The organism is Phyllobacterium zundukense (assembly GCF_002764115.1).
Lineage (GTDB): Bacteria > Pseudomonadota > Alphaproteobacteria > Rhizobiales > Rhizobiaceae > Phyllobacterium > Phyllobacterium zundukense.
The window spans coordinates 357,934-370,848 of record NZ_CP017941.1 but is presented as its reverse complement, the minus strand read 5'-3'; the positions used below and the strand labels follow the sequence as shown (position 1 = coordinate 370,848).

Annotated in this window: 10 protein-coding genes and 2 pseudogenes; all 12 read left to right on the top strand. The window is 59.2% G+C overall.

Going from position 1 to position 12,915, the window contains the following annotated elements:
• Nucleotides 1-81: 81 nt before the first annotated feature.
• Entirely contained in the window at nucleotides 82-1,143 is a 1,062-nt protein-coding gene (locus BLM14_RS21610; RefSeq protein ID WP_100001926.1) for an ABC transporter ATP-binding protein, read from the top strand.
• 85 nt (nucleotides 1,144-1,228) lie between these two features.
• Nucleotides 1,229-2,890, top strand: a complete 1,662-nt coding sequence (locus tag BLM14_RS21605; protein WP_100001925.1) for a type 2 periplasmic-binding domain-containing protein — start codon at nucleotides 1,229-1,231, stop codon at nucleotides 2,888-2,890.
• A 115-nt stretch (nucleotides 2,891-3,005) separates the two neighbouring features.
• Nucleotides 3,006-4,124 carry a carbohydrate ABC transporter permease gene (locus BLM14_RS21600; protein WP_418314252.1) on the top strand — a complete coding sequence of 373 codons (1,119 nt, stop codon included), beginning with the start codon at nucleotides 3,006-3,008 and terminating at the stop codon, nucleotides 4,122-4,124.
• An 80-nt stretch (nucleotides 4,125-4,204) separates the two neighbouring features.
• Entirely contained in the window at nucleotides 4,205-5,065 is an 861-nt protein-coding gene (locus BLM14_RS21595) for a carbohydrate ABC transporter permease (RefSeq protein ID WP_237143625.1), read from the top strand.
• Nucleotides 5,066-5,208: 143 nt separating this feature from the next.
• Entirely contained in the window at nucleotides 5,209-6,189 is a 981-nt protein-coding gene (locus tag BLM14_RS21590; protein WP_162293228.1) for a sugar phosphate isomerase/epimerase family protein, read from the top strand.
• Between the two features lie 56 nt (nucleotides 6,190-6,245).
• On the top strand, nucleotides 6,246-7,307 hold the full coding sequence (locus tag BLM14_RS21585) for a sugar ABC transporter substrate-binding protein (protein WP_100001922.1): 1,062 nt from the start codon (nucleotides 6,246-6,248) through the stop codon (nucleotides 7,305-7,307).
• Nucleotides 7,308-7,373: 66 nt separating this feature from the next.
• On the top strand, nucleotides 7,374-8,891 hold the full coding sequence (locus tag BLM14_RS21580; protein ID WP_100001921.1) for a sugar ABC transporter ATP-binding protein: 1,518 nt from the start codon (nucleotides 7,374-7,376) through the stop codon (nucleotides 8,889-8,891).
• Between the two features lie 26 nt (nucleotides 8,892-8,917).
• Nucleotides 8,918-9,898, top strand: a complete 981-nt coding sequence (locus BLM14_RS21575; protein ID WP_162293222.1) for an ABC transporter permease — start codon at nucleotides 8,918-8,920, stop codon at nucleotides 9,896-9,898.
• Complete coding sequence (locus BLM14_RS21570; RefSeq protein WP_100001920.1) at nucleotides 9,895-10,770, top strand: MurR/RpiR family transcriptional regulator; 876 nt, start codon at nucleotides 9,895-9,897, stop codon at nucleotides 10,768-10,770. The genes BLM14_RS21575 and BLM14_RS21570 overlap by 4 nt, the downstream gene beginning before the upstream one ends.
• A complete protein-coding gene (locus BLM14_RS21565) occupies nucleotides 10,767-11,654 on the top strand; it encodes a ribokinase (protein WP_100001919.1) in 888 nt (295 codons plus the stop codon). The genes BLM14_RS21570 and BLM14_RS21565 overlap by 4 nt, the downstream gene beginning before the upstream one ends.
• 281 nt (nucleotides 11,655-11,935) lie before the next feature.
• Nucleotides 11,936-12,031, top strand: a pseudogene (locus tag BLM14_RS21560) (IS6 family transposase); the annotation flags it as partial.
• A gap of 110 nt (nucleotides 12,032-12,141) precedes the next feature.
• Nucleotides 12,142-12,828: pseudogene (locus BLM14_RS21555) on the top strand (oxidoreductase); the annotation flags it as partial.
• Nucleotides 12,829-12,915 lie beyond the last annotated feature (87 nt).

Below are 12,915 nucleotides of genomic sequence, written 5' to 3'. Positions count from 1 at the left end.
GCCGGATGCGACAACCGCCACCTCCTTCTGGAGGGACGATCAAACGTAGTGAGGAGAGCGACGCACCGGGAGGAATTCGCATTGGCATCCATGGATATCGTGAACGTTGGCAAAGCCTACGGAAGCCTGACCGTTATCCACGGGGTTTCGGTGGAAATACCCGATGGCGAGTTCGTGGTCCTGGTCGGTCCTTCGGGCTGCGGCAAATCCACGCTTTTGCGCATGGTCGCGGGCCTGGAGCCGATCACATTCGGCGATATTCGCATCGACGGCCAGGTGGTGAACGATCTGCCGCCAAAAGATCGCGACATTGCCATGGTGTTCCAGAGCTACGCTCTCTATCCCCACAAGACCGTCGCCGAGAACATGGGCTTCGCATTGAAAATGCGCGGAGAGCCCAAAGCGGATATCGATGACCGTGTGAAGAAAGCGGCCGAAATTCTCGATCTGGTTCCCTATCTCGCACGCTATCCGCGTCAACTCTCCGGGGGCCAGAGACAACGTGTCGCCATGGGACGGGCGATCGTGCGCGATCCCAAGGTTTTTCTGTTCGACGAACCGCTTTCCAATCTGGATGCGAAGCTGCGGGTGCAGATGCGTGCGGAGATCAAGGAATTGCAGCGGCGGCTTGCGACCACGATGATCTATGTCACCCACGATCAGGTCGAGGCGATGACGATGGCGGATCGCATCGTTGTCCTGCGGGACGGACGCGTCGAACAGATTGGTTCACCGCTCGAACTTTATGACAAGCCGGCCAACACTTTCGTTGCCGGTTTCATAGGCTCGCCGTCGATGAACCTGCTCAAAGGCCACATCCGGACGTCCGGGGCACCTTTTTTCGAGACCGACGACGGTATCCGGCTGCCACTTGTTCGCGCACCGGAAGGCTCCGACGGCCGGCCCGCCTTCTACGGCATCCGGCCGGAGCATTTCGCGCTGGGCGGCGAAGTGACGGCCTACGTCACTGTCGTGGAAACGACGGGATCAGAGACGCAGGTGTTTGCCCGGATCGGCAACCAGAAGGTCATCGGCGTCTTTCGCGACCGGGTGGAGGATCAATCCGGTCAGCCGATGGCGATGACGCCAAACCCGGTATCAGTGAATCTTTTCGATCTGAAAACCGGATTGCGGCTCGATTGAGAGCCGCTTCGCCGATGCTCCGCGACGCTGGGGCTCGGCCGATACCCATCACGTGTGGTGATTTGTTCAACGGGAGGAGTGAATTATGAAAGTCAGTGAGTTCGAGAGAATGATGGCGATCGGCCTGAGCCGCCGCGCCATTTTGAAGACCGGCGCCAGTCTGGGGGCTCTTGCCGCCGCCGGCACCATGCTCGGTGCTGTCGGCAGCGCCAGCGCGCAGGACGCGTCCTTGCGCAGCCAGATCCTGCAGATCCCCGGCGTCGGCAAGGGTTCGCCGACCGATGCGGATTGGCAGAAGGTCGGGGAACTGTGCCTCAATGCCACTAAGAGTGCTGTGAAGCAGGGCGAGTTTGCCGGCGTCGAACTGTCGTTCATGGGTCTCAACAACCAGAATCTTCACAATGTGATCTTCCGCGGCTTCCTGAAATCCTGGGAAGACTACACCGGCGCCAAGATTTCGTGGATCGATCTGGCGCAGGCGGACTATAATCCGCGTCTGCAGCAGGCCATCGCCACCGGGACAGTGGATTTCGATATCCTGGAGATGGGGGCGCCTTTCGAAGGCGACGTCTGCGGCAAGGGGCTCGCATCCGAGATGCCGGACTGGGTCAAGGCCCAGATCGACATGGACGACTATGTCGACTACCTCAAGGCGCCGGTCGGAACCTGGGACGGCAAGACGTATCGCATCTCGGTTGATGGCGATTGTCACAACTTCAACTACCGCGCCGACTACTTCACCGATGCCGATCTGGCAAAGGCCTGGAAGGACGAGGGGCACGAGGGCGAGTGGGGGGTGCCCAGGACCTGGCAGAAGGTTCAGGACGTCACCAAGTTCCTCAAGGGCAAGACCATCGGCGGCATGGAAGCGATCGGCTATCTCGATGCACCGAAAGCCTGGGGTGGGTTCGGCTTCTATTTCCTCGGCAGCCGCGCCACCGCCTATGCCAAGCATCCGGACGACAAGGCCTGGCTCTTCGACGTCGATACGATGAAGCCGCGGATCAACAACCCGGCCTGGGTCAGGGCCATTCAGGACGTGATCGACGCGTTGCCGTCGGAGTCTGGCGATCAGCTCAATGCCGACCCTGGCACCACAGCCTTCCAGCAGTTTCTGGCTGGTACCGGATCCATGGTTTCCTGGTGGGGCGATGTCGGTTCGGGCGCGCGCACCAGCGACACGTCGGTGATCGGCGACAGCGTTGCCTTCGATATCCTGCCTGGTTCGGACGACGTCTACAATTCGAAGACCGGTCAATGGGACAAGCTGCCGAGCGGTCCGAACCACGCCCCGAACATGGCCTACCTCGGATGGGGTGTCTACGTCATGGCCCGGGTCGACAGCGACGAAAAAAAGAAGAAGGCAGCCTGGAGCGCCGCAGCCCATCTCGGCGGCAAGGACCTGGCTCTGTGGATGGCGGCATATCCGTCCGGCTTCCAGTGTTATCGCAAGAGCCAGTTCGACACCAAGGAATGGGTCGAGGCTGGCTACGACGAGGCCTTCATCTCGAACTACCTCGCCTCGCAATCGAACTCGTACAACCACCCGAACGCTGCCATTGAGCCGCGCATCCCCGGCATCTTCCAGTATTACAGCGTTGCGGAAGACGAGTTGGCCAAGGTGTTCGCCGGCCAGATGACAGCCCAGGAGGGGGCGGATGCGATTGCCGTCTCCTGGGAAAAGATCACCGATCAGCTGGGCCGCGACAAGCAGATAGCCCTCTACAAGGCATCGCTCGGCGTCTGAGGCCGAGGTCAATCACCTCAAAGGCCTCACCTGCAGGGTTCCGGCGGCACAATTCTCCCATGTCGCCGGAACCGCAGAGACAATTTTCAAACTTCGACCGGAAGGGTCTGCTGCCATGTCTCAGTCAATGACGCTGGTTACGAACGAACCGTTTGGAGCGCACCGTGCTGCGCCAGGCGGAAAGCACGTCCTGCTGGGCACAGCGATGTTTGCATTTGCGACTTTCATTTTCCTCACAGTCCTGTTGCTTCAGTCGCTTGATGCCATGGGCGTCACCGCATTGGGATTTGAGAGCTGGCGACCTCTGCTCTACGTCTATCTCATCTGGGCGGTGGTCTTCGGCGTATCCCAGGTGATGATCCGCGGTGAGGCGGGCGAGCGCGCGGCCTTCGTTCTTCCGGCAGTTCTTTTTACCGTCGCCATGGTGATTTTTCCGACCATCTTCGGCCTCTACATCGCGTTTACCGATTGGAACCTCAGTGCGGTCGAGGGACGACGCTTTAACGGTCTCGACAATCTGCGCACGCTTTTGGCGGATGCCTATTTCTGGAATGCGCTCTTGAACATGGTCTACTATGTTCTGGCGGTTCTCGTTCAATATGCGATCGCCTTCGGCCTGGCACTTCTGCTCAACGCGGAGATCAAGGCACGCAAGTTCTTCCGCGTCGCTTTTCTCTTGCCGTTGATGCTGAGTCCGGTCGCCGTCAGCTGGATGATCGGCAAGTCGCTGATGGAGTATCGCTTCGGTCCCGCGGCGATACTGGCACGCTATCTTGGTTGGGACAATCCCGCCTTTTTCTCGACCCCCTGGCTGGCGCGATTGTCGATCATGGCCATGGATGCGTGGGTCTCCATTCCCTTCATGATGGTTCTGCTGCTGGCGGGCCTGCAGGCATTGCCTGCGGAAATCAAGGAGGCGGCACGGGTCGATGGCGCCACCGGCTGGCAATCGTTCAAGGAGATCACCTTTCCGCTGATGCTGCCGGTGAGCATGACCGCCTTGATCCTGCGCATCATATTCGAGCTGAAACTCGCCGACATCGTCATCAATGTCACGGCGGGCGGCCCGGGTGGCGCGACGGACACGGTATCGAGTTTCATCTTCCGCGAGTATCGGGACCGATCCAACGTCGGCTACGGCACCATGCTTGCCGAAGTCTATCTCGTCATCATCATCGTTTTCGTCGCGCTCATCCTGAAATGGGCGAGCCGATGGATGCAAAGAACAAACTGAGGGCTGACACGATGTCGACAGCACATGAGGCAATACGTCCAGAAACGTCCGCGCGTCGCAGCTTCGTGCTGCCCGGCTTCATGACGCGCAGCATGTTGATCTATGCCGCCCTGGTCTTTTGGGCTTTCGTTTCCCTGTTTCCGATTTACTGGACGGTGACGACGTCGTTCAAGACCGCAGTGAACGTGACCCAGGGTCATCTCATTCCCTTCGTGGATTTCACGCCGGACTGGAAAGGCTGGCGTTCGCTCGGCCTGTCGCCCGACACGATCTTTGAGCAATCGACCGTGCGCGACGAGTTCATCCGGCGCTTCTTCAACAGCATCGTCGCGTCGGCAAGCGCCTCGTTGCTTGCCGTATTGATTGGATCGCTTGCTGCCTACGGCCTCAGCCGTTTTTCCTACAAATTCCTCTGGATGCGCAACAAGGACATCTCCTTCTTCTTCCTGTCGCAGCTCATCCTGCCACCGGTCGTGCTCGCGATGCCTTTCCTGGTTCTTTACAAGCAACTGATGCTATTGGACTCGCTTGTCGGCCTCGTCCTCGTCTACACATTGATGGTGCTGCCGATCGTCATCTGGATCATGCGCGACCAGTTCGACACGATACCTCTGGAGCTGGAGCAGGCGGCTCTTGTCGATGGCTGCTCGATCTGGGGCGCGTTCCTGCGGATTGTCCTTCCCATTGCGCTGCCCGGCATGGTCGCAGCTTTCATCCTGTCTGTCATTCTCTGCTGGAACGAGTATTTCTTCGCGGCTCTTCTGACGAGTACCGATGCCAAGACCCTGCCGGTGATGGTGGCAAGTCAGACCGGATCGCAAGGCATCAACTGGTGGTCCATGGCAGCCATTGCGACCGCGGCAATTCTGCCGCTCGTTCTCATCGGCGTATTCCTGGAGCGCTACATCGTTAAAGGCCTGACGGCGGGCGCGGTAAAATAGCTCGGCGCGTCTCTCGCCGACCGAAGACGAGCATGCTCGCTCGAAATGGTGCGCCGCACAACATTTCATAACTTTACAAAATTACATTATTATGTGAAGTAAATCGCAACACCAAACAATGTGAGCCTAGTCCAGTGACCCCATTGAAATTCGCCACCCGCCTCAACTCCTTTGCCTCCCGGCCACAGGCCGATTGGCCAGATCTTTCCGGGAAGCCGAGTGTCGCGCAGATGGTCGCTCGCGCTGCAAAGGTCGACGGTTTGACGGATCTCGACCTCAACTATCCCGACCACGTCGCTGAAAACCCACGAGAATTGGCGAGGAAGATCGAAGATATGGGTCTGGCGATCAATGGTTTTGCGATGCGTTACTACACCAATCCCGCTTTCAAGATTGGCGCCTTCACCAACCCTGATGCAGCGGTTCGCCGTGAAGCCATCGACCTCACGAAGAGGGGCATCGACGCGGCGCGTCAGGCCGGCAGCAATCTGATGACCATCTGGCTCGGGCAGGATGGGTTCGACTACGCTTTCCAGGCCGACTATGCGACCTTGTGGCAACACGAGATTTCAGGAATTCGTGAAGTTTGTGGGCATGATCCCGATTGCCAGATCAGCATCGAGTACAAGCCGAACGAGCCGCGCTCCTACAGCCTGATGCCCGACTGCGCCACGACGCTGCTGGCCATCAAGGAAGTCGGTCTCCCCAATCTTGGCGTGACGCTCGACTTCGCTCACGTACTCTATGCCGATGAGCAGCCGGCCTTCGCGGCGGCGCTGATCGCCCGCTACAGCCGGTTGCTCGGCGTCCATCTCAACGACGGTTATGCCAAGCGCGACGATGGCCTGATGGTCGGCGCCGTTCATACACAGCAGACGATCGAACTGCTGCGCCAGATCCGCAAGGACGGTTATGACGGCGCGATCTATTTCGACACATTTCCGGATATGACCGGTCTCGATCCGGTCCACGAATGCGAGGTGAACATCCAGACCGTCAAGCGCATGCTTGATGTCGTGGACCGCCTTGAGCAGGACAATCGCCTGTCTGGTGCGATTGACCGTCAGGATGCCGTCTCCGCCCAGTCCATCATTCAAGAAGCGATGCTTGGCGCGAGGGCTTGAACTCCAACACCGCAGCACGCCACACGGCGTGTGAATTTCACACTCGGGAGGAACCGATGAAGACATTTTTGAAGACGACTGTTGCGGCAGGCCTAGCTGCCAGTTTCCTGTTCAGCGCCGCCGTCGCGCAGGAACTTGCACCACTCAACTCCGACACCGAAAAGGACCGCATGGACTGGTCTGAGCTGGAAGCCAAGCTTGGTGCCTTCCCGAAGCTGCCGGAAGGAACGAAGGCTGGCGCCGTTTCCAAGACACTGACCAACGAATACTGGCGCTCGCTGGGTGACGGCTACAAGAAGTTTGGTGACAAGGTCGGCGTGCCTGTGGTCTATCAGGCGGCACAGAGCGAAGGCGACCAGCTCGGTCAGCTGACGATCGCCGAAGGCCTGATCACCCAGGGCTACAACGTTCTGCTGGTTTCGCCACAGACCGACGCCAATCTCCAACCGGTGATCGAGCAGGCGAAGGCGGCGGGCGTTCCGGTCGTCAATGTCAACGATGCGGTCATTCCGCAGGCCGAGCACTATGTCGGTAACGTGCAGCGCGACAACGGTGTGCGCGTGGCGAAATGGTTCATCGAGAACCGGCCGGAAGGCGGCAAGGTCGCGATTGTCGAAGGACAGGCCGGGGTCTATGCCGCTGTCCAGCGTACCGATGGATTCAAGTCGACGATCAGCGAAGGCGGCAAGTTCAAAGTCGTCGCCAGCGTTCCGGGCAACTGGGATCGCCAGACATCCTATGACGCCGCCACCAACATCCTGCAGCAGCATCCCGACCTGATCGGCTTCTATGCCAACAATGACGGCATGGCGCTCGGTATCGTCGAGGCCGTCAAGGCAGCCGGCCTTCAGGACAAGGTCGCGGTGTTCGGGACGGACGGAATTTCCGACGCCTATACGTCGATCAAGGCCGGCGAGCTGACGGGCACCGTTGACAGCTTCCCGGTGCTGACCGGCGAGGTAGCTCTTGAAGCCGCCTTGCGTCTCGTTGCTGGCCAGAAACTGCCCCGCGTCGTTGCCACGCCGCAAGCGCTCATCACCAAGGACAATGTCGCCCGCTATCAGGGCGAGGGCGTCGATGTGCGTGCGGTCCTGATGCAAGACGCTGCGGCGAATTGATCGCCGACTGACAAAGATGCCGGTCGTTCTGGCCGGCATCTCTTTGCCAATGGAAGGGTGACGCAAATGGCACCGAGACTGAGTTTCGAAACGATCTCGAAGAGCTTTCCCGGCGTGAACGCACTGTCCGACGTCTCCTTCGATGTCGCACCCGGCGAAATCCATGGGCTTCTCGGTGAAAACGGCGCGGGAAAATCGACGCTGCTGCGCATCCTGTCCGGCGTCTTTCGTCCAACCGCCGGCTCCATGTTTGTCGACGGCGAAAATGTCTCCTTTCGCAAGCCAATGGATGCGCGTGGTGCCGGCATCGCCATGATCCACCAGGAACTGCAGCAGGTACCGCATCTGAGTGTCGCGCAGAACATGTTCCTCGGCCATCCGCTGACATCCGTTGGAGGGCTGTTCGTCTCGAGACGGGAGCAGGAGCGGCGGGCTGCCGAAGCATTGTCGATGATCGAACCCGGCATCGATCCCGCGGCCCCGATCTCTTCGCTCAAGGTGGCGCAGCGCCAGATCGTCGAGATTGCCCGGGCATTGCTCGACCGCGCCAGGATCATCGCCATGGATGAACCGACATCCAGCCTGACGCCCAGTGAGTTCGAACGGCTGGCCGAGGTCATAACGAAGCTATCGGCCAGTGGCGTGACGATTATCTATGTCTCGCACAAGATGGACGAAGTGTTCCGCATCTGCCAGCGCGCCAGTATCATGCGCGACGGCAAGCTTGTCGGTGCGGTGGATGTGCAGACGGCTTCCCATCAGGATGTCATCACAATGATGGTGGGGCGCGAGCTGATGCAGGAGCAGCATGTCTCACACGCGACCGCGACGGTGAAACTCGAGGCGCGGGGGCTCTCGTCCCTGACGAAAATCAGGGACGCATCGTTCAAACTTCACCGCGGCGAGGTTCTCGGCATTGCCGGGCTTGTCGGATCCGGCCGGACGGAACTCCTGCGCCTTCTGGCGGGAGCCGACAGATTGACGGCAGGCACGATCGACATAGACGGCAAAACAGTCAACCTGCGCAATCCCCGCGACGCCATCTCCGCCGGCATTGGCCTCGTTCCTGAAGAGCGCAAGCGGGAGGGGATCATCCCCGTCCGCTCGGTCACCATCAACATGGCACTTGCCTCGCTGGAAAGCTTCTCCAAAGCCGGCATCATTCAGGGCGGCAAGTTGCGCAACACGGCTCAGGACCTACTGCGCCGGGTCAATCTCAGGCCTTTCCAGTTGGACAGACCGATCCGGCTCTTTAGCGGCGGCAATCAGCAGAAAGCGATCATCGCCCGCTGGCTGGCAAGCAAATCGCAGGTTCTCCTGTTCGACGAGCCGACCCGCGGCATCGATGTCGGCGCCAAGGCGGAAATCTATCACCTCATCGAGGCGCTGGCCGCCGATGGGCATTCCATCGTGGTCGTGTCTTCCGAACTGCCGGAAGTCATCCGGCTTTCCGATCGGGTCCTTGTTATGCGGGACGGGCAGATTGCCGCGGAAATCGCGCGCGCCGACCTCACCGAAAGCGCCATCGTGGCGCATGCCATTCCCGGTGCAAATACCGGCCGCACGCCAGCTCCGGCCGCCTAGGCGTGGACGAAATAAAGGAACACGTAATGAGCAATTCACCGACCGCCGCCGACACGAAACTTTCGCCCGCATTCGGCCGTTTCTCTTTTTCGTTGAGGGACGCAGGCACACTGATCGGCCTCGTGATCATCATGGGCGTGTTTGCGACATTGGTTCCCGGGTTCCTATCCGAGCGCAACCTCGTCAATATCCTGCAGCAATCCAGCATCAACGCGTGCCTGGCGCTCGGCATGACATTGGTGATCATATCAGGCGGTATCGATCTGTCTGTCGGCCCGACCGCAGCAATTTCGGCGGTCATCACGGCGACCCTGCTTCTTTCCGGAACTCCGGTTCCGCTCGCGATTCTGGTGGGCCTCGGGATTGGCATGGTCTGCGGCTTCATAAACGGAGTCCTGGTTGCCTATGTCGGTCTGCAGCCTTTCATCGTGACACTCGGAACGTTAAGCACGTACCGCGCGCTCGCGTTGATCTATACCGGCGGCAATCCTGTTCTCGGCATCCCGGCGGGTTTTCGCTCGCTGTTCAACGGAAACCTGTTCGGGATTCCCACCCCGGTGCTGATTGTCGCCGTCGTGGCGCTGGCCGCCTGGGTTCTTTTGAAAAAAACCCCGATCGGCGAGTATCTTCTGGCCGTCGGCGGTAATGAGGAAGCTGCCTACGTCGCCGGCGTTCCAATCGCCCGTACCAAGATCACGGCTTATGTAATCTCCGGTGGTCTCGCAGCGCTCGCATCCCTGATTTTGATCGGACGCCTGGGTGCTGCCGAACCGATCCTCGGCAATCTCTGGGAGCTCGACGCGATTGCCGCTGCGGCCATCGGCGGAGCCTCGCTGATGGGTGGCAAGGGCAGCATTCTGGGAACGATCCTGGGCGCCATCATTCTCGGCACGATGCGCAACGGTCTCACGTTGATGAACGTCCAGGCCTTCTATCAACTGCTGGCAACTGGTCTTATAATCCTCGTCGCGATGATGATCGATCGCGCGACAAGGGGACGAGAATGAATTCCGAAAACTTCGACACGAAGGCCGTCGGCCCTCGCATCCGCATGATGATGCCGTTGCTGACGCCGCTCGAAGCAAAGGTTGTCGATACGGTTTTTGCGTTGCGCGACTTCGGCGACGACACGTCTCTGAAACAGATTGCCGACGATGCCGGTGTTTCGGAAGCCATGGTGGTGAAGATCACCAAGAAACTTGGTTTCGCCGGATATCGAGATTTCCGTGCGGCGGTCAGCCAATATAACCGACAGCCCACGGCCGAAATGCATCAGGAATTGTCCGTCGACGATACATCGCAGGAGATCGTGCAAAAGGTGTTTCGCACCTCTATCAATGCCTTGGAAGAAACGTTGTCGATACTCGACATGGAGGCGTTCGACAGGGCGGCGGATCTGATCCACCGGGCCAAAAACCGTGATTTCTATGGTGTGGGCGGCTCCGCTCAGATTGCACGGGATGTGTCGCACAAATTTCTGCGGATCGGCGTGCGCGCTAGCGTTTTCGATGACTCGCACATGATGCTGATGTCGGCATCGTTGTTAGTCGACGGAGACATTGCAATCGGTTTTTCCCATTCGGGCAATACCACTGCGGTCATCGAGGCGATCCAGCTTGCTCGGCGGAACGGCGCGCGCACCATCGCCATCACCAATTACAATTCGTCCGCCTTGGCGCAGGCGGCCGATGTCGTGCTGTGCTCCACCGCACAAGGGTCGCCGTTGATGGGGGAGAATGCTGCCGCGCGCATCGCGCAACTCAATATTCTTGACGCAGTGTTTGTTGCCGTTGCCCAGCGTGACTATAAAGCTGCCGAACGCAATCTCGAGCGGACCATGTCCGCCGTCACGTCCAAACGAAAAGATCGACTTCCATGACATCTTCACCCGTCGTTACCGTCTTTGGCAGCCTCCATTACGACATCGCCGTGATGGGCCCAGCCCGGCCGCGCAAGGGTGAAACAGTGACGGGAACATCATGGCACCCGAAAAGCGGCGGCAAGGGCGGCAACCAGGCTGTTTCGTCGGCCCGAACCGGCGTTGCGACGGCGATGATAGGAGCGGTTGCCGATGACGACTTTGGGCGGTTTCTCATTGCAAATCTCGATCGCAAGAATGTTGATCACACTTTCGTTCGGCGCGATGCAGCGCAATCCACTGGAATGAGTGTCGCGATCTTCGACGCGGAGGGAGACTATGGCGCAGTCATCGTTTCCGGAAGCAATCTCACCCTTGGCGATGGAGATGTCGCAACGGCTCAGGATCTGTTGAACAGAACAACGCTGCTCGTTCTGCAGAGCGAAGTCCCCGATGCCGCCAACATCGCAGCGGCAAGAGCCGTGAAACAAGCCGGTGGCCGTGTCCTGATCAATGCAGCACCGGCGCGTCCGCTATCGGGCGAGCTTCAGTCACTCATCGATATCATCGTCGTCAACGCAATCGAAGCTGAAATGCTGGCAGGGGTTCCAGTTGTTGAAACACTTGATGGCGCCTTGGAAGCTGCGAAAACGCTGGCGAATGTCTTTCCCGAGGTCGTGGTTACCGCTGGTGGCGCGGGTGTCGCTTTCGCAAGCCGGGATGGAGACGAGATCCTTATTGCGGCTATGAAGGTTGAAGTTGAAAGCACGCATGGCGCCGGTGACGAGTTCATTGGCGTGCTGGCTGCAGAAATCGCATTTGGGAAAACGATGAACGCTGCTCTTCAGAAAGCAAATATGGATGCTGCGAAACTGGTCAGTACACCTGAAAAAGATCGTGTGTGACGGGCAAATCTTGAAACCGGACGCTCTCAGCGTTGATTGAGAGCCATCTCTTCGAGAACAGGCTTCTGTATGGCGTCTTCATTCTTCTTTCGGTTGACGAAGGCCACGATATAAATCAGTCGGGTTCAGCCAAACGCCATGCCCTAACCGCGCGTTCGACCCTGTATTTTAGGGTTCTCCGCCAAAGGCTGTGGCGGGCCGTTTCACACAAGGTTCTGTTGCAAACTCTTTGGTTACGATCGATGTGGCATTGAACTCCGATATTTTCCGGAGAGCTGACAATGTTTAAAGGCCGCCATTTCGGCCAGTCGGTGATCCTGTTGTGCATGCGCTGGTATCTGGGCTATGGCCTAAGCCTGCGTGACCTGAAGGCACTTTCCGAGCGCCCAAACAAAAGCTGAATCAGCTAGCCGGTGGCACCGGCCGAAATCGGGCTCTAAGCTTGCACAGTCTCAAGGAACGGATAATCGGTGTAGCTTGCCGACGTTCCGCCGTAAAAGCTCGGGCGGTGGTAACGGTTGAGCCCTATGAAACGCCACGGGCACTGGGTCTGAAGGAAATTCCGGGCATCGTGGACGATTTCCGCCGCGCCGCCGAAAATGCCAAACGCTCCGGTTTCGACGGCGTCGAACTGCACGGCGCGAACGGCTACCTCATCGACCAGTTCCTGCGCGACGGCTCCAACCAGCGGACCGACGCCTATGGCGGTTCCGTCGAGAACCGGGTCCGCTTTCTCAAGGAGATCGTGGAAGCGATTATTCCGGTCTTCGGGGCCAATCGTATCGGTGTACGCCTGTCGCCCACCTTTCCAGTATTCTCAATGAGCGACAGCGACCCGGCTGCCACGTTCGGCCATGCAGCTAAAACACTAGGTCGATACGGGCTAGCCTATCTCCACGTCGTGCAGATCGGGGATCCGGACTTCGATTACGCCGCACTCAAGTGGGCGTTTGGCGGGCCTTATATCGCCAATGGCGGCTTTGACGTTGACAGCGCCGAGGCCGCGATCACCGGTGGCGCGGCCGACCTGGTCGCCTTCGGGACGAAGTTCCTGGCCAACCCGGATTTGATCGAGCGCTTTCGTCGCCGCGCGCCGCTCAACGCGCCGGATCCCGCGACCTTCTACCAGGGCGAGGCGCGCGGCTACACGGACTATCCGACGCTAACCGCCTGACCGCGGCAAGCTTTGGCATGTCGGCGGAATCTTTTGGGGCTGGGCAGTGTCGGGGCAGATCGTCGGCAGAGAGGGCGTTTTTTGCAC

Bases quoted from the DNA above. Each gene is read 5' to 3' on its own strand.
- BLM14_RS21585 (WP_100001922.1), top strand. From the start codon at position 6,246: ATGAAGACATTTTTGAAGACGACTGTTGCGGCAGGCCTAGCTGCCAGT.
- BLM14_RS21600 (WP_418314252.1), top strand. From the start codon at position 3,006: ATGTCTCAGTCAATGACGCTGGTTACGAACGAACCGTTTGGAGCGCAC.
- BLM14_RS21605 (WP_100001925.1), top strand. From the start codon at position 1,229: ATGAAAGTCAGTGAGTTCGAGAGAATGATGGCGATCGGCCTGAGCCGC.
- BLM14_RS21595 (WP_237143625.1), top strand. From the start codon at position 4,205: ATGACGCGCAGCATGTTGATCTATGCCGCCCTGGTCTTTTGGGCTTTC.
- BLM14_RS21580 (WP_100001921.1), top strand. From the start codon at position 7,374: ATGGCACCGAGACTGAGTTTCGAAACGATCTCGAAGAGCTTTCCCGGC.
- BLM14_RS21575 (WP_162293222.1), top strand. From the start codon at position 8,918: ATGAGCAATTCACCGACCGCCGCCGACACGAAACTTTCGCCCGCATTC.
- BLM14_RS21565 (WP_100001919.1), top strand. From the start codon at position 10,767: ATGACATCTTCACCCGTCGTTACCGTCTTTGGCAGCCTCCATTACGAC.
- BLM14_RS21570 (WP_100001920.1), top strand. From the start codon at position 9,895: ATGAATTCCGAAAACTTCGACACGAAGGCCGTCGGCCCTCGCATCCGC.